We start from the raw sequence: 22,004 nt of genomic DNA, 5'->3' as shown, positions 1-22,004 counted from the left end.
AAGTCCACGTGGCGGAATTGGGCAAGCCAATAACTAAAGAACTTAAAGAATCTTTAAAAATAAAGAATAAAGACCAAGTCGAGATGAATCTCGACGTCGCACGTGTTGTCATTAATTATCTGAATGAGAAAACCGGAAAGCAATTCAAAGCCACCTCAACAGCTACTAAGAAGTTCATCGCTGGCAGAGTGAAAGAAGGCTATACACAACAGGATTTTATACAAGTCATTGATCTCAAAGTATCCCAGTGGAATCATCATCCTGAATACCGTGCTTACTTGCGTCCGTCGACGTTATTCAACCCGACGAACTTTGAAAACTATTTGAATGAACAACCAGCGAAACCTATACAAACTACGAAAAACTACGTGCTGCATTCTACTGAACTGGATTTTAGTCAGGGTGAAGATTTAGGTAATCTAGCGAGCGTATTGGAAAAATAACTCTTTTTAAAAAAGATCATCATTTTGGATTCTGAATGTTTGACACACCGTCCATAAAAAAGCATGATAAGAGTAAAAGAACGGTAACTATGCTGCCGAATTCACGTGATCAACGAAAGAGGTTTTGAGATGGAAGAACAGAAATACGAATACTTGGCGGATAACCCAAATAGCAAAGTACTACCGATTATGTTGGCTCTCATCATCGGTGCATTTTTCGCCATTTTGAATGAAACATTATTGAACATCGCACTCATTACACTGATGGATCAGTTTTCCATCACACTACCGACCGTGCAATGGATGGCTACAGGCTTCATGCTTGTCATGGCAGTCGTCATCCCCATCTCGGCCTTACTGATACAATGGTTCACGACGAGGCAATTATTTCTCGGTACGATGACCGTTTTCACGATAGGAACGATTGTGGCTGCGAGTGCTACGACATTTCCGATTCTATTAACAGGTCGACTGATTCAGGCTGTGGGAACAGGATTATTGATGCCAATCATTTTCAACGTTTTCCTACTCATTTATCCACCGCATAGACGGGGTAAGATTATGGGAATTATTGGACTCGTCATTATGTTCGCACCAGCGATTGGGCCTACATTATCAGGAGTGATCGTGGAATATCTTGGATGGCGCTATTTATTCATCCTCGTCATTCCATTCGCCTTATTTTCTATTGGATTCGGTTATAAATACTTGATCAATATTACAGAAGTCACCAAACCAAAAATTGATTATATTTCATTGGTGTATTCATCGATTGGTTTCGGTTCTCTCGTATATGGATTTAGTTCGGTCGGTGAAAGCGCTGATGGATTTGCGAGTCCACGTGTATTGTTGTTGATCGGTGTCGGTGTGATCGGCATCGCGCTGTTTGCAATGAGGCAACTTAAGTTAAAAGAGCCTGTCATGGATATGCGTGTGTTTCGTTACCCGATGTTCACACACTCGGTCTTCCTGTTCTTGATTATTATTATGGCGATGTTCGCTTCTGAAATTATTTTACCTATTTATATGCAAGGACCACTCGCACTGAGCGCAGCGACAGCCGGTTTGATCTTGCTACCAGGCAGTATCTTGAACGGTATAATGTCACCGTTCATGGGGTCATTATTTGATAAATTCGGACCACGTGTGCTGATGATACCCGCTACGATTGTGCTCAGTGGCACGATGTTCATGATGAGCCGATTGACGCTCGATACACCCATTTGGGTTGTAGTTACGAGTTATATTTTGCTAATGCTCAGTGTATCTGCGATTATGATGCCAGCTGAGACGAATGGATTGAATCAATTACCGAAACGGTTATATCCACACGGCACGGCAGTTATGTCGACGTTACAACCGGTTGCTGGGGCTATTGGTGTTTCGGTATTTATAAGTATTATGAATGCGAGACAATTGCACTTTCTAAAGAAATCTACGACGCCTGACGACGCATTAACTGCTGATCTGGCTCTCGTATCCGGTGTGGAACTTGTGTACTTTATCGCATTCGCTATGTCGCTTGTTGCAGTTGTACTGTCGTTTATCGTGTACCGTGCTACACCGCGGGAAGATGTACAGGAAAGTAATTAATTGAAAATCCTCAATCCTTGTCATAGGGTTGAGGATTTTTATGTCTGCAAGCCTATAAAAGTATTGCAATAAGCTAAACTGGTTGACTTTCAAATCCGAGAATAATACTATGTGTTTATATACCAACTAAATTAATAGGAAAAGGGTGTTATGGAATGACTACTATAAAAGTACAGGCCGTCCACGACGTGAAAAGTCCTGTGGAACGAGATGAGCTTCTATTAAATCCACCGCAAAAACTACTGATTGCGGGTGCAGTACTTGTGGCGGTAGTATTATTCGCTTATTTGCTAGCCACCCAGCATATTTCCCAATCAATGCTTCTCGGCATTGGGTTATTGCTTGGTTTCACTCTCTTTCATGCACGCTTTGGCATTACGTCTGCATTTCGACGCTTGGCGTCAGTTGGAAATGGCCAAGCGATGCGATCGCATATGCTGATGCTGGCACTAGCGGTAACATTATTTGCACCGATTTTAGCGTATGGCACGACATTTTTTGGCGGTCCGGTCGCCGGCTATGTTTCGCCTGTAGGCGTTAGCCTCATCGTAGGCGCCTTTGTCTTTGGAATTGGCATGCAGCTTGGCGGCGGGTGTGCTTCTGGTACGCTGTATGCGATAGGTGGCGGACGTACTGTGATGTTTGTAACGCTAGCGTTCTTCATCATCGGTACAACAATTGGCGCATACCACTTACCATTCTGGACGGAAGAAATGCCTGCATTCGCTCCGGTTTCATTGGCTACGTCCACTGGCTTAGGCTATGGTGGCGCTTGGCTTGTGTCGATTGCGTTATTTGGATTCATTGCGTGGTTGACGTTGATTATCGAGAAAAAGAAAAAAGCGCCGAAAATGGCGGCCCTTCCTACTGAAAGAGGATGGAAACGGATTTTCCGTGGCTCTTGGCCTTTGTTTGCAGCTGCGATTGTATTAGCGGTGCTGAACGCATTAACGTTATTGACGCGTGGAACGCCTTGGGGCATTACTTCTGCCTTTGCGTTATGGGGTTCTAAAATTGCTTCTGTAATCGGCTTTGATGTAGCGAGCTGGGGGTATTGGCAAGGGGCCAACGCAGCCGCGTTAGAAGCATCCATTTTCACTGATTCTACTACTGTATTGAATCTTGGAGTGATTATTGGTGCATTCATCGCTTCAGCAGCTGGCGGTTTATTCAAATTCACACGCGTGACAGTAGGTAATTTTGCAGCTTCCGTCATAGGCGGTCTGATGATGGGCTATGGCGCACGTCTTGCATTCGGTTGTAATATCGGAGCCTACTTCGGTGGCATTGCCTCATTTAGCTTGCATGGCTATATTTGGGGGATTCTCGCACTAGCCGGAACGTTCTTGGCATTGTATCTGCGTCCTTTGTTTGGATTAACTGTACCGAAATCCAATGATTCTGTGTGCTAAAGAAATTGAAACAATAAAATTCGTAAAAAAGCACCGGGTCCACGAAAACGTGGCTCTGGTGCTTTTTAGTATGTACTCCTCACAACAACATCCGCAAATACTTCTCAAAATTCACTCCCGCCTCTAACGGCGTATCGTCTAACGCTGTATCTTCAATGGCAGCGAGCAAGAATTCTTTGGCAAGCGTGATTGCCTGTTCCATGCCCACGCCGCGAAGTCGGCTACCCATTAGGACCGATGCAAATAAATCGCCAGTGCCTGAATAGCTTTTATTATTGAACGGCACCGTAGTGAAAAGTGTGTCCGTGTCGTTAATATACATATTGCCAATAGTAAATTGCCGACTGGGTGGCTGTATGCCTGTAATAATAATTTCAGCGCCAGTTGCTTGGTGAAGTAGCTTACCTAAATCCTCTACGATCTTCAGGTAATCTTGTTCATCTTTGCAGCGGTGCAATGTGTCATAACTATAACCGGTCAACAAACAGCATTCGGTAAGGTTCGGCGTAATAATATCCGCACGCGCGACCAGCACTTTCATTTGTTCAAGAAGTTCTTCGTCAAAATTATCATACGCTATTCCATTATCACCCAGTACCGGATCAACGAGTAGTAGCGTTCGATCGGTATAAAAACTCTCTAGAAATGTAAGGATCTGGCGAATTTGTTCTTTGCCAGTAATATATCCGGTATGAATACCGTCAAAGGAGAAATGAAGCTTCTTCCACTCCTCCGTGTAGAGCGGCATGGCGAAAGTTAGATCATGACAGTAATAGCTTGGATATCCCGTTTGTGCAGACAAAACCGCAGTAGGCAATGGGCATGCTTGCACGCCCATCACGGAAAGCACAGGAATCGCGGCAGTGAGTGAGCATTTACCGAATGAAGACAAATCTTGAATAATTGCAACTTTTTTCATGGGGATTCCTCCGTAAATCGCTATGTATAATACGTATTATAGCATAAAAAATGCAGTAGATTGTTGTATAAGAACTAGTATGGATTATTTAGTGAGCTATCATTATGTAGGAAAACGAGAGATTTTCAACAAGTGTTTCAAGTAGAATTTTTATCTATAATCATGGGTTATAATTTCTAGTTTGGGGGGTATACATATGACGTAGACCAACCCAACGTTTTGAGTTCCAGAGGTTGCGAGAGAATGAAAAGTTCATGCTATACAAAACTAGAATACAAAAGAAGGTAGTTAATATCTTGGTTCATCATAATGAAGACTATTCTAAGCATTTTTCCGAAAAAAAGTTTTGGGATAAAATTCTTAATTTCGGTAAATAAGCGGGTGTTAAGTTAACGTATGGGACGCTATTACTGTTCTATACTTTTAAAAAACCAACAGTTCCGAAGAAAGTAAAATCTACTATTTTAGGCGCTTTAGGCTACTTCATCCTACCGTTAGACGTTATACCAGATTTCACACCTGTCGTTGGGTATTCCGATGATTTGGCGATCGTCGTGGGGGCTTTGCTAGTGGTGGCTACATATATTGACGCAGGAACAAAACAGCTAGCAAAAATTAAGGTAATTGACTGGTTTGGTGAAAATGTTGTAAAAGATACTGAGTCGTTGGATGATGAAATGGAAAAGAAGTTACAAGATAGGAGAGAGAAGAAGGAGATGAAAAACGAGAATAAGAAAGTTAAGGAAAATATCAAGGCCCTGAAGAAAGGGAATAAAAAAGATAGGATCAACACGAACGATTAAGTGCTTTTTGGGCGTTTATTCCCGTAGCTTTATTAGTGTACCGCCCACACATTGAATCCAGTTACATCATCTCAAATTAGTAAATATAGAAAGAATATTAAATTAATTATACGCTTTTCTATGGTATCATGGTTTAATAGTAAATAACTTACTAGTTAGAAAGTGGTGAAAGCGTGTTAGGGATTGGAAATTCATTTCGATTATACGGTAATTTCTATTGGAGTATTGAAGTTAATGGGTCACGATGGAAAGGAGAGGGAAAACAAAAGAATTATTCTATCATACCAAACGACCTTCATTGTAAGCGGTTTCAAGTGTGAGAGTGAAGTGTGAAAATTAGCGATATGGCTATCTAAAAAGGGAGTGTTGGAAAATGAGGAAATTTATCATGATGATCGTACTACTAACTGCACCGGTGTTCGTACTAGCTGCTTGTGGTAACAAAGACGACAAGACATCAGAGAACACCGGAGATCAAGGCTATAAATTAGTCAATGAAGGAAAATTCACTTTCGCTGCAAGTGGAGTGTATAAACCGTTTAGTTTTGAAGAAGACGGTAAACTTACGGGCTTTGATATAGAGATCGGAAATGCGCTTGCGGAGAAAATGGGACTTGAAGCGAACCCCGTGACAAATCCATTCGAAACGATTTTACAAGGTCTAGTGGGAAATAAGTTTGACGCAATTATTGGTTCTATGGCTTATACAAAAGAACGGGCAAAGCAAGCGGACTTCACCGAGCCTTACTATTATTCAGGAGGAATGATTTTCGTTGCAAAGAATAACGACGAAATTACATCTCCGGAAGATTTGGACGGAAAGAAAATTGGCGTAGTGGCTCAGTCTACATATGAAGAGCCTGCAAAAGAATTATCGGATAATATTCAGTATTACAGCAGTGATGTAGTAGCATTAAAAGATTTAACGGTTAAAGGTCGCTTAGATGCAGTCATTACAGCGGACATCGTTGGGTATGAAGCGATCGATAATGGATTTGAAGTCAAAGAGGTCGACAAGCCAATGTGGGTAGAACAACCTTCCATCGCCGTAAATAAAGAAAATCCTGAATTAACAAAAGCGCTGGATGTGGCATTACAAGAAATGATTGACGATGGGACGTATGAGAAAATCTCAGATAAATGGTTCGGTCGCAATTTACTTGATATTGATTTAGAAGGCGTAGAATTATTGGAATAAAGAAAATCTCTATCTATTTTTAGAAAGTTGGTGTGCCGGTGCCTGAGTTCTTACTAACATTTTATGACGTATTCAAAAATACGTACAAAGGATTTTTACAAGCAGGTCTACTAACCATCGAAATTACAGCAATTGCTATCGTAATCGGCACGGTGTTAGGTGTCATTTTCGCACTGATGAAGATTTCAAACTCAAAAGTATTGCAGACGATTGCTAATTTGTATATTACGCTAATTCGAGGGACACCGTTAATCGTTCAGATTATGTTTCTATACTTCGGTATCACATCGATCATCGTGTTAGATAACTTTTGGGCAGGTGCGATTGCTTTAGGAGTCCATAACGGTGCATATATTGCGGAAATTTTCCGTGGATCTATACAAGGAATTGACAAAGGTCAACGAGAGGCCAGTCTTGCACTGGGGATGAATAGTTCATTGACAATGAGAAGGATCGTATTCCCGCAAGCTTTACGACGTGCGATTCCACCACTCGGCAACCAATTCATCATTACGTTGAAAGATTCATCTTTAGTCTATGTGATTGGTGTATCTGAATTATTTGGTTTGGCCAATCGAGTAGCCGCATCTAATTTCAAACAATTTGAAACGTTTCTCGTAGTAGGTCTTTATTATCTCATTCTCGTTCTGATTTTCAGTGCTCTATTAAAATGGTATGAGAACAAATTGGATGTGGATAAATAATGGGGGCGGATACGATGATTAAAGCAGAAAATATTCATAAATCATTTGGAGATTTGAACGTGTTGAATGGTATTGATATGGAAGTGCGCCGCGGGGAAGTAGTCGTCCTTATAGGGGTCAGTGGATCGGGAAAAAGTACTTTTTTACGGTGTTTAAATTTTTTGGAATTGACGAACGAAGGCGTTATTACGATTGATGGAAAGCAAGTAAATCAAAAGAAAGACAACTTAGCCAAGATTCGTGCGGAAGTTGGAATGGTATTTCAACACTTTAATTTATTCCCACACAAAACGGTTTTAGAGAATGTAATGGAAGCGCCTTTGATGGTCAAAAAAATGGATAAAGTCCAAGTGAAGAAGATGGCACACGAGATATTGCAAAAGGTTGGATTATCCGAAAAAGCCGAAGTCTATCCGAATAAATTATCTGGTGGTCAAAAACAACGCGTGGCAATCGCTCGAGCACTTGCCATGCAACCAAAAGTATTGTTATTCGACGAACCGACCTCCGCTTTAGACCCCGAACTTGTCGGGGAAGTGTTGCAAGTCATGCAAAACTTAGCAGAGGAAGGAATGACGATGATTGTTGTGACACACGAAATGAAGTTTGCAAAAAACGTGGCAGACCGAGTGATTATGTTAGACGAAGGAGTCATCATTGAGGATTCTGATCCCGATACATTTTTCAATCGTTCAACAAATGAACGTACACTACAATTTCTGGAAATGGTAGACGTATAAGAACAGAAAAAGTTTCCATTCAAAGTGAACAAGAGGTACTAGGTCACCGAACATTTGTAAAGTGTTCGGTGACCTGGTGCCTCTGTTTTTGGATCCACTATCTTTTCTGCTCCCATCCATTCCGTACATATGGAATTTCCCGGGAAACATTGAAATTCCAACATACATAAGAAACTCGCTATACTTCACTCCTATCATAGCAATTGAACCGAATTCCCGTCGCACTATACGTGTTTATCTTTTCTTTGTTGTGGTCATACTGTCGATAGAAATGGAATGCACTTTGTCGAGGAGGATTATCGTGGAAAAGAAAAAACATAAACAGAACGAATCTCAAATGGAAGATCGGGAAATTCTAACGACGCGCCAAGGTCATCCTGTACAGGATAATCAAAATATCAGGACAATTGGCGACCGTGGCCCTGCTACGCTTGAGAATTATCATTTCATTGAAAAAATCTCTCATTTTGATCGCGAAGAAATACCTGAACGAGTGGTCCATGCAAGAGGATCGGGTGCGTTTGGCTATTTTGAAACATATGGGAAAGTGGGCAATGAACCCGTTGAAAAGTACACACGTGCCAAAGTGTTTTCGGGTGCTGGAAAAAGAACGCCTCTTGTCGCTCGTTTTTCCACTGTAGCTGGAGCTAAAGATTCGCCTGAGACTGCACGAGATCCACGAGGGTTTGCGGTTAAGATGTATACAGAAGATGGTAACTGGGATTTAGTAGGGAATAATTTGAAAATATTTTTCATTCGAGATGCGATGAAGTTTCCTGATATGATTCACGCATTCAAAGCGGATCCTGCTTCAAATATACCGCATCCACAACGCATGTTTGACTTTGTCTCTAGGTCGCCAGAATCCATTCATATGATCACGTTTTTGTTCTCGCCATGGGGAATTCCCGCAACGTATCGTCACATGCAAGGCTCTGGTGTGAATACATACAAATGGGTTAATGGCAAGGGAGAAGCGGTTCTAGTAAAGTATCATTGGGAGCCAAAGCAAGGCATCCGTAATTTAACGCAGGAAGATGCCGATGCCATTCAGGCAAAAAATGTTGCCCATGCGACGCAAGATTTATCTGAAGCCATTGAACGTAAAGAGTATCCTGAATGGGAGCTTTTCGTGCAAATTATGGAAGATGGATACCACCCAGAACTGGATTTTGATCCGCTTGATGATACAAAGCTTTGGCCCGAAGAACAGTTTCCTTGGTTGCCTGTAGGGAAAATGGTATTGGATCGGAACCCCGATGATTTCCATATGGATCTAGAGCAAGCGGCTTTTGGAACTGGGGTGCTTGTAGATGGAATGGATTTTTCAGATGACAAAATGCTTCAAGGCCGTACATTTTCGTATTCCGATACACAACGTTATCGTATTGGTACGAATTATCTCCAGTTACCTGTAAATGCGCCAAAAAAAGAAGTTCGGACAAACCAGCAACGGGGTCAAATGGATAATCGTGACGCCTACGAGTCGGGAGAAAATCCGCATATCAATTATGAACCATCTATGCTCGGTGGATTTCAAGAAGCAAAAGGAGAAAGCCGGCCTCCGCATAGACCTACGTATAATGCAGCGGCGATGAGCGCACCGATTGATCGACCCAATAATTATGGTCAGGCAGGCGAGACGTTCCGACAGTTTGAGAAATGGGAACGAGAGGAATTAATCAAGAACCTTTCAGAAGCGCTAGCCGTGTGTGATGTACGCATACAAAAAGCGATGATCGACCACTTCACGCAAGCTGATTTTGAATACGGGCGTCTTGTTGAAGAGGGTATTGAACAAAAAATGAAAGAGCTAGAAGGAGTGGCGGCAGAACCTAACGTCCCGGGTCGTGAAGCTGGTCAATCGAAATTTGGACAAGGCACGCCTGATTCTAAACAGGCTGTGAAAGATGCGGTGGAAAAAGGTCGTGAAGCAGAGCCTTATTGATGGAAAGGCGAAGGGCTTGAGAAAATCTTAGTTAACTAAAAATCTAGAGCGAATAGCACCTGTGTAGGTAGCAAATGTTATGGTGGAAGTAAACGCGTTTGTGTCTTATCAGGTGTTTTTGAATTCCTAATCCTCTATAATTATTTTGACTCATAAAATAAAAGAACCGAGAGATGGACATTGCTTACTCTCGGTTCCACTCATGGTGAATTTTTGCTTAGTTTGATTCACCAAACTTAAGCTACTATTATTACGGGAAGTTTTTCTTTTATAATACGTTCCCAACCACTGTTCATAAATCCGCGAATGACTGCGTGTGGTTGTTCAAATTCAGTTACTTTATTTGCATCCCAGCCAGCATGTATGAACGTGAGTTCGATTTCCTCATCACTCAACATTTTTAATTCAATGAAAACATGCCAATCTTTACCCCAATCAAAGCCCAAACGAGTAGGTGGAGTAAGTTCGGTTACTGTACAGAGAGAATCTCCGTAATGTACTGTGTGAAGTACGAATTCATGCCCTACAATGGGTTGAAGTGAATTTGGCATCCACCACGCCGCCATGCCTTCTGACGTAGAAACAGCCTGCCATACTTTTGCTAGAGGCGCCTTAAGTATAACGGTTTTACGGATATCTTCTAATTTCTTTTGTGAAGTCATAATTAATACCTCCGCTTCAGTTAACCCTTTTAGTTGGAATATATTATTATACCACCACCACAAGTGTTGTGTAATCAGCTTTTCATTTTATCAAAGATAAGTCTTGATGTTAATTTACAAACGCATATTCACGTATCTCTAAGTTCATATCAAGAGGTTTCGCTTATTTTCATAATACTCTTAAGTAATGTTAAATCGACCGCCTATACATTGATTGTCGAGTCATCATCAACGGAATTTTGGGGAAGAAAATGAAAGCGAAATCACTTTGGTAAGTCGGAACAATCGTACTTGTAACGAACCTACCATTATCCAGCGTGGCGGCAAGCAACTGGAATAACTTTGAACTATTAATACAATTGAAATAGACCCTGCAGAGATTTACTCTCACAGGGTCATATATCTATCATATACTACTGTATTGTTAGAGTAGTGTTTGTAATATGAGATGCACAGGAATCACTCATTCAAAAGCTTGGAACATGTCTTGCAAATTCACTTTTTTCTTGTGAGAGTTCTAGTTCTATATTGAACTTAATAATTTAATAACAATAGACGCGTTCACGTTTTGTTGTGTGCCCCCTATGTTAGAGGCGAGGCCAACTGCTGCCGCAGACGAATGATTTCGCAGAGTTAGAACATCTCCAGCTGAGATGGCAATTATAACCTGGCCATTGTTTTGCTGCGTGCCCGCACCTGAACCATAAACTGTTCCTGCCACTAGCGCGCTATTTAAGAATAACGCGAATTGGTTAGGTTCTGTACCTGATACGGAGAAAGTAACTTCATAGTTTCCAGGAGTAGTAACTACTATATCAGTAGTTCCTAGAATGTGCGTAATCCCAGGAGTTATTATTCCGTTTGAGTCGAAAATAACATCCTCCTCTATAGCTACCGTTCTAGGAGTTAAGTTGTAAATATATCCGTATTCGGATAATCCACCAGCCGCTCCCGTTGCACCTGTTGCACCGGTAGCTCCGGTAGCCCCCGTTGGTCCAATTTCGCCAGTAGGCCCAGTTACACCAGTAGCTCCCGTTGGCCCGATTTCGCCAGTAGGCCCAGTTGCACCGGTAGCTCCAGTCGGTCCGATTTCACCAGTAGGTCCTGTTACACCAGTAACTCCCGTTGGCCCGATTTCGCCAGTAGGCCCAGTTACACCAGTGGCTCCAGTCGGCCCGATTTCACCAGTAGGTCCTGTTACACCAGTAACTCCCGTTGGCCCGATCTCACCAGTAGGCCCAGTTACACCAGTAGCTCCAGTCGGTCCGATTTCACCAGTAGGCCCAGTTACACCAGTGGCTCCGGTCGGCCCGATTTCGCCAGTAGGCCCAGTCGGCCCAGTTGGTCCAATTTCGCCAGTCGGCCCTGTTATACCAGTGGCTCCCGTTGGCCCGATCTCACCAGTAGGCCCAGTTACACCAGTGGCTCCCGTTGGTCCAATTTCACCAGTAGGTCCTGTTACACCAGTGGCTCCCGTTGGTCCAATTTCACCAGTAGGTCCGATATCACCAGTAGCACCTGTGACACCAGTAGCTCCAGTAGGTCCGATATCACCGGTAGCACCCGTCACACCAGTCGCGCCAGTAGGTCCGATATCACCAGTCGCTCCCGTCACACCAGTCGCTCCAGTAGGTCCGACATCACCGGTAGCACCTGTGACACCAGTAGCCCCAATAGGTCCGACATCACCAGTCGCTCCAGTCACGCCAGTCGCTCCAGTAGGTCCGACATCACCAGTAGCACCTGTGACACCAGTAGCGCCAGTAGGTCCGATATCACCGGTAGCACCCGTGACACCAGTCGCCCCAGTAGGTCCGATATCACCAGTAGCTCCCGTCACACCAGTCGCTCCAGTAGGTCCGACATCACCGGTAGCACCTGTGACACCAATAGCCCCAGTAGGTCCGACATCACCAGTCGCTCCAGTCACGCCAGTCGCGCCAGTAGGTCCGACATCACCAGTTGCTCCCGTGACACCAGTAGCGCCAGTAGGTCCGATATCACCAGTCGCACCCGTGACGCCAGTCGCCCCAGTAGGCCCGACATCACCAGTAGCACCTGTGACACCAGTAGCCCCAGTAGGTCCGATATCACCAGTAGCACCCGTGACACCAGTAGCGCCAGTAGGTCCGACATCACCAGTCGCTCCCGTGACACCAGTCGCCCCAGTAGGTCCGATATCACCAGTTGCCCCTGTGACGCCAGTAGGCCCAACATCACCAGTCGCTCCAGTAGCTCCAGTAGGTCCGACATCACCAGTCGCCCCTGTCACACCCGTCGCACCTGTTGCTCCCGTCGCACCTGTGTGTCCAATAGGTCCCTCGTATCCTCTTGGTCCCCGACAGCCTCGTGGACCGCGCTTGCAATTACACTTTTCTGAAGAACTGCAACCTGTACACTTGTTGCAATTACAGTTTTGTTTACCGTGCCCGTTATAAAAATCATTGAAATCCATTTTATCACCTCCTTTCCTACCTATCGTATTCAGTGAAAGGAAGGGGGAGCAGGCAAGCAACACTACGCCTGGAAAAAAGGATAGTAAAAAAGTAAAAGAAGATGTTTTATAGTGAATTCCCAGTTTGTTAGATCATTGTATGACTATCCATTATTGTTTTATGGGATAAATGTAAAGTCATGACCTATGAAAAAGTGGCTTTAAAGAAACTTGTTATTTTCTAGATACCGACTCTCAGCTCACAGATCAAGTCGACTTGTGCCTTTGAGGATTTGTAACTTTGTTAATCATCTGTTTTTAGTATTTCTTCCAAATAGCTTTTATTATGTTTAATAGAGGGATCATTAGGTTTGTAAAAACGCGCTGCCTCATTATGTTGATAGGCCACCTCATATGCTTGAAGCCGATCATATAGAACGCATAATTGGAGATGGGGAAGCCATGTGGAAAAGGCTTTGTTGTGGAAACTCAATGTTCTCGACTCCTGCGTTTGCAAGGCCTGTGAATACCATTGAATGGCTGCTTCATTGTTGGCTTTCTCCATGAAATGATAGCCTAACCGACAGCACGCTTCTGGGCGTGGAGCATCATAGGAGAGAGATCGGAGTGTTGCAGCTAATGCCTTTTTTGGTTGCCCTAATCGCTGGTAACAATCCGCAAGCTTAAAGCAAGCACGGATATTATCTTCCACCCAGCCAGCCTCACTGTCGAGAAATTCCTCATAATAAAGACTCGCTCCCTTGAATTCCTCATGATCCGCCAATTCATTAGCATAATAAAATGTATCACGGGGCGATAAATCCTCACCTGATGCTAGTTTGTTTTCATAAATGCGTAAGTTTCTATTACAATCATGGCTTAGGGGAAGATGGGTGACCGCAACTTCGCTATCTAAAATATTTCCGGACACCGACAAGTATTCATGCACCGCACCAATCCATATAAAATTATTTTCTCTTTTCACGAGCCGATGCCGTTTCAAAGAAGATGTAACTTGGCCTTCTTCGTCAAAGCTAAGATGATAGTTCATGGTCACGGCATCATAATCAGAAGTGAGCTGCTGTTTTAAATTGATGAACCTTTCTCGATCCTCTTGCGTGAACACATCATCGGCATCCAACCAAAGAACATATTCTTTAGTGGCTTGTTGAAATGAGTAATTCCTTGCATCCGCAAAATGGTCCTTCCACGAAAAATCAAAAACCCGTTCCGTGTAGGCGCTGACAATTTGCTTTGTCAGATCTGTAGAACCTGTATCAACGATATTGATTTCATCTACAAGATCTTTGACTGAATCTAAGCAACGCCCAATCACTGTCTCCTCGTCTTTGACAATCATGCATAAACTAATAGTAATCATATTTTCCCCTCCAAACGTATCTTAACTATTTATATGTAAGAATTTAGAGATGGGGAGGGGAGGATAACAGTTATTCAAGAAAAAATAGACTCTATGGAAAGGTAAAAGAATGAATGTAAAAGTGTTCAAAGCAAGAAGAGCTACTGTGAGGGCTAGCGTTGATAGCTTTAGAAGCGTAAATAGAGGGGGGGTTCAATACTTTCAGCCCTAGATAGCATGTTTAGGTCTGAATTTTTTACAGAGAAAAATGTATGAATATTCGTGAAAGTTAATTAATTTAATTATTGTACCAGTGAACTGAAGTGGTGATGAATGACTAGTTTGATATTTTTGATGAAAGTCGATGAGTTACTCAAGAGTTAAAACTTATTTCATCACTGGTAGTCTTGAATTTTTGGACTATCTTCACCTTAAATACCTCGCTATATTTAACCATAAGAAAACACCCCGAAAGTTAGATTGCAACTCTAACTTTTGGGGTGTGCATTAAAATCGTTCCGAGACCAAGCACCTCTTATTAAAATCTTTACCGATAGTGAATGAATCTTGCATGGACTATCATTTCTTTTTCTTCCATACATTAAACCTTTTCCGCTTCTTCACTTTCCTTTTTTCAATGGGAACGCTCGGTTTAGGAGCAGGGTTGTATGGTTCAACATAGAGACCTGAATAGGATTTATACCACTTGAAAATATGCTCGACAATTACTTTGATGACAGCATACGCCGGAATCCCTAAAATAACACCTGGCACACCGAATAATTTCCCGGCCGTCAGCAACACGATAATAATAGTCACAGGATGTATTTTCAAATTACTACCCAAAATCAATGGTTGGATCAGTCTGCCTTCAAGTGCTTGTTCCACTGCGAACACAATAATGACTTTAACTAGCATGAAAGGTGAAGAGACTAGCGCGATGATGACAATTGGGATAATCGCAAGGAATGACCCTAAATAAGGAACCAAGTTGAGTACCCCTGCTAATATGGCGAGTAAAACTGCATATTCGAGTCCCGCAATCGCCAAACCAATCCAGAACATCAATCCTACAAAAAATGCGACTAATAATTGCCCGCGGATATATTGGCTAATTTGCATATTAATTTCTTTCAATACTTTATACGTGTTGGCGCGCATCTTTGTCGGTAGAAGTTTCATTGTATGGTACGGTAAATCACGGCCGTCTTTCAATAAAAAGAATAAAAGAACTGGCATAGTCAGCAATGCGATGACCACATTGGTAACCGTTCCGAGCACGCTGCCAATCCCCGAGAAAGCAGAGTCTATGAAGCCATTCGTTTGCTCTGTTATTGACTTGATAATACTTTTATCCATATCGTCCAACTTTCCTTGTAGTTGGGAAAACATACCACTACTCAACAAGCTATCGAATTGCTCTAATAATTTATTCCAATATTCCGGCCAGTTTTGAATAAGGCTTGTAGCTTGTTCGCGTATAATCGGAATCAGTATGATAATACCCCATGCGACTAAACCACTAATGACCACGAAGACGAGTGCAATCCCCCAAACACGCTTGATCTTCTTTCTTTCCATCATATCGATCAATGGATTCAATAAGTAAAATAGTATCCCCGCCATTATGATAGGTAAGGCCACTACACCGAGAAACTCTTTAACGAAATGAAACATATACATAACTTTCGAAAAAACTAGGAAGTTCAATAAAATTAAAAGTGAAATTAATAAGATAGCAACTACTTTATTATCCAAAAACCAGTTTCTGAACCAGGTAGTCATCGTTCGTATTTTATCATTTTCCATATCCAGCACCTCTTCTCTAGATATAAATTATCTTTACAGTCTCATTCAGGTTGATCCAAAAAATTAGGTCACCATGGATTCTTATCCATAACACATTTCTTTTGGTTTTCTTCTAATGAAAGAATGTCAACTTTTCTCACAGTATCTACCTACAGTAGAATCTATCTCGTGCTGTAATATAAGTGTATCACTATCACTAGAACTTGGTAAATTCTTACGTCATCCATATTTCTAGCGGATTGAGATCACAAAAGCTTCATGGTATAAATTCGCTTTCCATGATTAAATCGACAGTTCTTTATTTAATAAAAATGGTAAACTAAGGAGGGTATGCTGTACTTAAAATTGATAGAAAACTATACGCTGAAAACTAGCTGGAAAGGTGATTTTGATGAAATCAAAGCCGATTTATGTAGAGATACCCATAGATGTTCCGCTACAGCGAGTGTGGGATGCTTCCCAAGATCCAGAGTTACATGCGCAATGGGACTTGCGCTTTTCTTCTATCCACTATTTACCCAAGGAAGAAGACCAAACGCAACGGTTTACCTATACACGAACGGTGGGTCCGTTCGTCACAGTGGAAGGATGGGGTGAGAGTAGTGGAACTGCTTATTCGGACAGCGGATCGCGCAGTTCTTCGTTACACTTTGGCACGAATCAAAAAATCTCACCGATACGTGAAGGACGCGGTTATTGGAAGTACGAGCCAATGGGAGAAGGAACGAAATTTTTGACGCAATATGATTATCAAACGAATTTTGGCAAAGTAGGACAACTAGTGGATACGTTGTTTCGACCCTTAATGGGCTATGCGACTGCAGTAAGTTTTGATGTGCTGAAACGATGGCTTGAGCAGGGAGAAACTCCAATTTCGCAATATCGACGCTATTTCACGATGCACCTTCTGACAGTATTTTTCGCTTTCCTATGGATTTATCAAGGACTTGTTCCTAAACTCCTTGCGATGCATCCGCAGGAAAAAGCGATGATTGCGAGCAGTCTTTCGCTTTCTGACGCATCAGCTACAACTGTTGTGTATGTGATCGGCTTGGCTGAAGTAGTATTCGGTGTGGTTTGGTTGCTTTATCGCAATAAACGGCATCTTTTGTTCTTGCAGATAGTCGCTTTTCCATTATTGACTATTGCAGCCTTGGTGGTTGCTCCGGAAACTGCTATTCATCCATTTAATCCAGTAACGTTAAATGTAGCGTTAATCGTGCTGACAAGTATTGGTATACTTAGGAGCAAGGATGTGCCGACAGCGACGTCGTGTAAAAGAAAGAGGTGACATGTAACGTGTCTATTTATAAGAAAGTATTGGCAGAAGATTTTTCACACCTTCATCCAATGCTTCAAAAAAGATATGCCTTTGAAGAACCAGTCTTTCGGGCATCAGGAACGATGAATCGCATAACAGGTGGTCCAAAATGGCTTTTCCCACTTTTCTTATGGGGCGCGAGACGGAAGTTTGTTTTTCCGGAAAGTGGCACGGCTATTTCGTTTACGATTGTTAATTCATCTTTTGTCTCTTCAGCAGGCAATGAAGAAATTCATTGGGAACGAAAGTTTAGTTTTCCGAACAATACACGCTATTTCAATGCCTTAATGAGTTTGGATGAAAAACATATGGTCGTGAAAGATTATCTTGGTGAACCACCGCTATTTTATTCTGATTTGGAATTTACTGTCGACTATGGCGGGGCATTAAAAATCGAATCATTGGATCAACGGTTGGTACTCGGGAAGTTGGAGATTTCATTGCCGAAGTTTCTGCAAGGGTTGGCGACGGTTGTAGAGTCGTATGATGAACGGAGTGAAGTTTTTCGAATTACCGTCGATGTAAAGAACTCGTTAATAGGTACAGTATGTTCATACGAAGGAGAGTTTACGGAAGATGCGTAAGTTTGTCATGATTCATGTGTTGTTGTTACTAATGGCTATTGCTATAAGTGATACTCCGTGGCCATATAGTATATTAATGGTTGCGCAACTTGTGTATATCCCTGTTCTGTTACGACTCTTCTGTACGGAGCGTGATTGGTTTTGGAAATACTATCCGTATGTCGCGATACCTGCTTATACCGCAGTAGTGCTTGAACAGGTGGTTTCTACCGAATGGAATGGGTGGATTGCTTCATTCTATTTATTATTTACGCTATATGTAGCTCTCTACGGAGTGGTTCGGTTTCTGCGTCGCGGCTTTACGAATGTAGAGGAGTTTGCGATGGATCTAGGACTTGTCTACTTAGCAATGGGAGGCGGCTGGTATTTTGCTTTTGTTGCGGGGGTGGATCTTGGATTTAGTCCATTGCTTACATGGTTGACTGCTATTCATTTTCATTATTCGGCTTTCATATTATCCGTTTTCATTGGATGGATCGGGCGTCTGCATAGTTCGCGTGTGTATCAATGGGCCGTAGTTGCATTGCTTGCGGCACCGATGATCGTGGCGGTGGGTATTACATTTTCACGATGGATTGAAATACTTTCCGTTCTGCTGTATATGTATGGTTTGGGTGTAATCATTCGAATCGTTTGGCAACTTCCTTTTGCATGTCGTTTGCAGAAGTGGCTACTACGTTTGGCGTTTAGTGCTTTAGCTGTGACGATTTCATTTTCCATGCTGTATGTACTGAGTACTGGTTTTGGAATCTTTTCCGTAACGATTGATTTCATGCTTCGTTTTCATGGTGTGTTAAATTGTGTCGTATTTGCTTTGTTCGGCATCATTGGCTGGTCTCTTCATGTACCACCAGCGCGTTTTATACCGCCGATGTTTCCGGTCAGCCAAATTCGGGGAAGGCAAGTTGCGGACGAAATCGGTCAGATTGGTCGGCATCGCGGGCTGTCTGATGACTTAACCGTTTACGGACTATCACCTGCAACGGTTTCTCCAGTAATTATACGCCTCTATGAACAGACGGTAGACTTCAAGCTGTATGCTTCCATCCGCTGGCATCGTTGGTTTAAGCCGTTTGCCTTTATGTATTCATTCCTCAATAAACGCATGCAGCAAATTAATTTGCCATTGCATTCAGAAGAAGTCGAAATGACGGGCAATATTTATACACTGGACGAAAGTTTGGACGGCCGTGAGCAAGTGCGTGTATGGGAACGGAAAGTTGGCGAGCAAACAATTTTCACCGCTTTTTATTCGCAGCATGCAACCGATGAGCAGATGTATATGAATATTGCATTACCATTGCCTTATTCTACGATGACGGGGATTTTAGAGTTGCATGCTGTCAATGGAGGATTACAATTGACTAGCAAACGTACGAAATCAGCTTCTGACGCAGGAGTGTATTTTTCTTTTAGTAGTAAGGGGTTATGTAGATTACCATTAGAAGAAACTTTCTTCATTGAGGAAACGGAAAACGGTACATTAAAAGCTACGCATCAAATGTGGATATTTTCACTTCCTTTTTTGACGATTGATTATTCTATTGTGGAGGAATGATTTCTCGATACTTTATGGTACGCACGTAAAGAACTTATTTCCCCAAGGTAGGATAGCCGTTTGATTCCTCATGAATTACTACATGAGTTTTACGATTCTTAGAGGATGATCAATCGTCTCTAAAAAAAACATAAACAATTCAATTTCATCTTCAAACTACACATCAAAATCGAATTCTTACAATAAAATTCCTTATACCTACAGCTTGTTCACCTTCACACAATTCAATTTTCTCGTTTTGACGATTTTCTGGTTCTGCATATGCTGATTTCTATACAATCACAACACTGACACCAGGAAGCCCCTCATTTCAATCATGGGGAGGAATGGTGTCGGTTTTTTCTTTGTTCTACGGCAAATAATATAGTAGATTGTTTGCTAATCATATATTGCTTTGGTGCTATTAACAGATAAATCAGATAATAGTCTCAGGGAGCTGTTTCACATGAATGACTATATACATAAAAAAAGGACTCGTCTACAAAAACCAATTTCATGTGATTTTTTGTCCGAAGTATCGTCGAAAGGTGCTAACAGGGGACATCGCAATGGATCTAGAACAGATATTCCACGAACTAGCAGAAGAAAAAGAGATTATCATTCATACTCTGGAAATCATGCCAGAACACGTCCCCTTATTTATAGAGTTTGATCCGCGGCTACTGCTACATAAGGTCATTAAAGATTTCAAGGGAGTTAGTAGCCGAAGACTGCGTGGCAAGTACCCGTCCCTTAAGTACAGGCTTCAGTCCCTCTGGACACGTAGCTATTTCAGTTGCACTGTTGGCCATATTTCAGAAGATACAATCAAGCACTATATTGAAAATCAGAAAAATGTCTAATTGGAAGGAGTGTGGATCGATGCCGAACAGAACATATGTATTGACTCTTCCGCTACGCACAAAGCCATGGCAAGAAGATGTTCTGCGGAAGCGGTTGAACATTGCCCGCACCCTTTACAATGCTTGTCTTGGAGAATTACTCCTTCGTAGAAAGAACCGAGGCAGGGATCCTCGCTATCGCTCTTTACTTACAGAAAAACCACCTGTAGCACGCAATAAGGCGTTTTCGGGAACTCGACAAGGAATACGGCCTAAGCGAATATGCTTTACATGCCTATGTGAAACCTATGCAACACCACTTCAAACGAAAAGGGGAGATGCACTCTGTCGAAGGGAAAAGCAATGGCGCCGGCATTCGCCACAAAGAAAGATGCATTCACTGGAATGGGCTTACGCTACCCACCCATCTTAAGGAACGTGACGTCTACGCTCATCTCGCCTTGCAGGATCGCGTCAAGTATTGCCGCATCATTCGAAGATCTATCCGAGGGTCAGAACGCTATTTTGTAAAGCTCGTCCTCGGAGGCATCCCCCCAGAAAAGAAGGATCAAAAAGGCCAACCGAGACATGCGAAAGGTGTCGGTCGCGTGGGCATTGATATGGGGACACAAACGATTGCGGTCGTTAGCGAGACAGATGCCAAACTCTTCCTACTCGCTCCAAATGTCCTTCATTTGGAGCGGGAGATTCGCCTCCTGCAAAGAAAGCTGGATCGAAGTCGGCGAGCGACAAATCCCGAACGGTATCATCCAAATGGAACGATCAAGAGGGTACGTATACCATGGCATGAAAGTAACACGTATCATAAGGTGCGTCGGCAGCTCAATGAGTTACATCGAAAGATGACCGCCATACGAAAGCAGGACCATCACATCATGGCCAATTGGATTCGTGCGATGGGAGATGATATTCGCGTGGAAACGATGAGTTTCTCGGGCTAACAACGTAGGTCCAGTAAGACCACCCTCAATGAAGTGACGGGTCGCATCTGTTCGAAGAGGCGATTTGGACGGTCGCTTGCTCGACGGGCCCCTGCACTTTTACTCTCGATATTGGACACGAAATTGCAGGCAGACGGCATTCATCTCAAAAAGATTGATACCTGGAGCGTCAAGGCGAGTCAATACCATCATATGGATGACACTTATCAAAAGAAGACCTTGAGCGACCGCTGGAACATATTCGGAAAGCGACACATACAGCGAGATCTCTACAGTGCATTCTTGATTCAAAACACGAACAACGATTTAACAAGCATTGATCGAAATTTATGTAATGCGTCATGGAGCCGCTTTTGCGACGACCATGAAACGGAAATGATTCGACTATCTACCAGCATGATCCGCATTGCAAGCATGGGTGTGTAACAATAAAACAAAATTGAATAGGTCTTGAAATGGGCCTACCGAATCGTAACGCAGTCCGTTAGGGCATACGTGATTCCAGAAAGACTGAGGGAACTCGGTTAGTGTCCTGTCCAGTTATTATAGAGTCAGGAAGAAGCCGAATAGTACCTCAGAACCCACCGAATTCATTCGTGTGGAGTTTCAGACAAGCGGATATTGAATACGGGCGTCTTGTAGAAGAGGGTATAAAACAGAAAATGAAAGAATTAGAAGGAGTGGCGGCAGAACCTAACGTCCCGGGTCGTGAAGCTGGTCAATCGAAATTTGG

The 22,004-nt window shown here is 42.6% G+C and carries 19 protein-coding genes and 1 pseudogene; 15 read left to right on the top strand and 5 right to left on the bottom strand.

Annotation, left to right across the window (positions count from 1 at the left end; all coding sequences use genetic code 11):
• The 3 genes from CSV67_RS15995 to CSV67_RS15985 all read left to right on the top strand — a co-directional run.
• Positions 1-443: conserved phage C-terminal domain-containing protein (locus CSV67_RS15995; protein WP_233192640.1), on the top strand; the 443-nt coding region annotated here is incomplete at its 5' end.
• Between the two features lie 129 nt (positions 444-572).
• A complete protein-coding gene (locus tag CSV67_RS15990; protein WP_099632584.1) occupies positions 573-2,036 on the top strand; it encodes an MDR family MFS transporter in 1,464 nt (487 codons plus the stop codon).
• A gap of 155 nt (positions 2,037-2,191) precedes the next feature.
• Entirely contained in the window at positions 2,192-3,448 is a 1,257-nt protein-coding gene (locus CSV67_RS15985; RefSeq protein ID WP_099632583.1) for a YeeE/YedE family protein, read from the top strand.
• A gap of 79 nt (positions 3,449-3,527) precedes the next feature.
• On the opposite strand, the gene CSV67_RS15980 is transcribed toward CSV67_RS15985, so the two are convergent.
• Positions 3,528-4,367 carry a pyridoxamine kinase gene (locus CSV67_RS15980; protein WP_099632582.1) on the bottom strand — a complete coding sequence of 280 codons (840 nt, stop codon included), beginning with the start codon at positions 4,365-4,367 and terminating at the stop codon, positions 3,528-3,530.
• Positions 4,368-4,777: 410 nt separating this feature from the next.
• Here CSV67_RS15980 and CSV67_RS17160 point away from each other — a divergent pair.
• The 6 genes and pseudogenes from CSV67_RS17160 to CSV67_RS15955 all read left to right on the top strand — a co-directional run.
• Positions 4,778-4,912 (top strand): annotated as a pseudogene (locus tag CSV67_RS17160) (YkvA family protein); the annotation flags it as partial.
• 24 nt (positions 4,913-4,936) lie between these two features.
• Positions 4,937-5,170, top strand: coding sequence for a hypothetical protein (locus tag CSV67_RS16960; protein WP_233192639.1), 234 nt, complete (start codon positions 4,937-4,939; stop codon positions 5,168-5,170).
• A 373-nt stretch (positions 5,171-5,543) separates the two neighbouring features.
• Positions 5,544-6,368 (top strand): transporter substrate-binding domain-containing protein, encoded by an 825-nt coding sequence (locus CSV67_RS15970; RefSeq protein WP_099632581.1) that lies wholly within the window; start codon positions 5,544-5,546, stop codon positions 6,366-6,368.
• Between the two features lie 38 nt (positions 6,369-6,406).
• The gene (locus tag CSV67_RS15965) at positions 6,407-7,072 is read left to right on the top strand and encodes an amino acid ABC transporter permease (RefSeq protein WP_099632580.1); all 666 of its coding nucleotides are present in this window, start codon (positions 6,407-6,409) and stop codon (positions 7,070-7,072) included.
• A 14-nt stretch (positions 7,073-7,086) separates the two neighbouring features.
• The gene (locus CSV67_RS15960) at positions 7,087-7,812 is read left to right on the top strand and encodes an amino acid ABC transporter ATP-binding protein (protein ID WP_099632588.1); all 726 of its coding nucleotides are present in this window, start codon (positions 7,087-7,089) and stop codon (positions 7,810-7,812) included.
• A 337-nt stretch (positions 7,813-8,149) separates the two neighbouring features.
• Positions 8,150-9,760, top strand: a complete 1,611-nt coding sequence (locus CSV67_RS15955) for a catalase (RefSeq protein WP_099632587.1) — start codon at positions 8,150-8,152, stop codon at positions 9,758-9,760.
• Between the two features lie 236 nt (positions 9,761-9,996).
• Here the strand turns inward: CSV67_RS15955 and CSV67_RS15950 are convergent, their stop codons facing one another.
• The 4 genes from CSV67_RS15950 to CSV67_RS15935 form a co-directional block, all read right to left on the bottom strand.
• Positions 9,997-10,422, bottom strand: coding sequence for an SRPBCC family protein (locus CSV67_RS15950; protein ID WP_099632579.1), 426 nt, complete (start codon positions 10,420-10,422; stop codon positions 9,997-9,999).
• Positions 10,423-10,945: 523 nt separating this feature from the next.
• Complete coding sequence (locus CSV67_RS15945; RefSeq protein ID WP_099632578.1) at positions 10,946-12,877, bottom strand: collagen-like domain-containing protein; 1,932 nt, start codon at positions 12,875-12,877, stop codon at positions 10,946-10,948.
• Between the two features lie 283 nt (positions 12,878-13,160).
• Positions 13,161-14,237: a glycosyltransferase family 2 protein gene (locus CSV67_RS15940; protein WP_099632577.1), complete on the bottom strand. Its 1,077-nt coding sequence runs from the start codon at positions 14,235-14,237 to the stop codon at positions 13,161-13,163.
• A gap of 558 nt (positions 14,238-14,795) precedes the next feature.
• The gene (locus CSV67_RS15935; RefSeq protein WP_099632576.1) at positions 14,796-16,025 is read right to left on the bottom strand and encodes an AI-2E family transporter; all 1,230 of its coding nucleotides are present in this window, start codon (positions 16,023-16,025) and stop codon (positions 14,796-14,798) included.
• Between the two features lie 391 nt (positions 16,026-16,416).
• Here CSV67_RS15935 and CSV67_RS15930 point away from each other — a divergent pair, with 391 nt between their 5' ends.
• The 6 genes from CSV67_RS15930 (at position 16,417) to CSV67_RS16950 (ending at position 21,697) form a co-directional block, all read left to right on the top strand.
• Entirely contained in the window at positions 16,417-17,316 is a 900-nt protein-coding gene (locus tag CSV67_RS15930; protein ID WP_099632575.1) for a DoxX-like family protein, read from the top strand.
• 59 nt (positions 17,317-17,375) lie between these two features.
• Entirely contained in the window at positions 17,376-17,930 is a 555-nt protein-coding gene (locus tag CSV67_RS15925; RefSeq protein WP_099632586.1) for a DUF4166 domain-containing protein, read from the top strand.
• Positions 17,923-19,488, top strand: a complete 1,566-nt coding sequence (locus CSV67_RS15920; RefSeq protein ID WP_099632574.1) for a YndJ family protein — start codon at positions 17,923-17,925, stop codon at positions 19,486-19,488. The genes CSV67_RS15925 and CSV67_RS15920 overlap by 8 nt, the downstream gene beginning before the upstream one ends.
• A gap of 449 nt (positions 19,489-19,937) precedes the next feature.
• Positions 19,938-20,330: an IS200/IS605 family transposase gene (gene tnpA / locus CSV67_RS15915; protein WP_099632573.1), complete on the top strand. Its 393-nt coding sequence runs from the start codon at positions 19,938-19,940 to the stop codon at positions 20,328-20,330.
• Between the two features lie 440 nt (positions 20,331-20,770).
• Entirely contained in the window at positions 20,771-21,271 is a 501-nt protein-coding gene (locus CSV67_RS16955) for a transposase (protein WP_233192638.1), read from the top strand.
• A gap of 111 nt (positions 21,272-21,382) precedes the next feature.
• Complete coding sequence (locus CSV67_RS16950) at positions 21,383-21,697, top strand: hypothetical protein (RefSeq protein WP_233192637.1); 315 nt, start codon at positions 21,383-21,385, stop codon at positions 21,695-21,697.
• Positions 21,698-22,004: the final 307 nt, after the last annotated feature.

This window comes from Sporosarcina sp. P2 (assembly GCF_002743255.1).
Classification (GTDB): Bacteria; Bacillota; Bacilli; order Bacillales_A; family Planococcaceae; genus Sporosarcina.
Note: the sequence above shows the minus strand (reverse complement) of the source record. Positions and strands in the feature narration are given on the sequence as shown.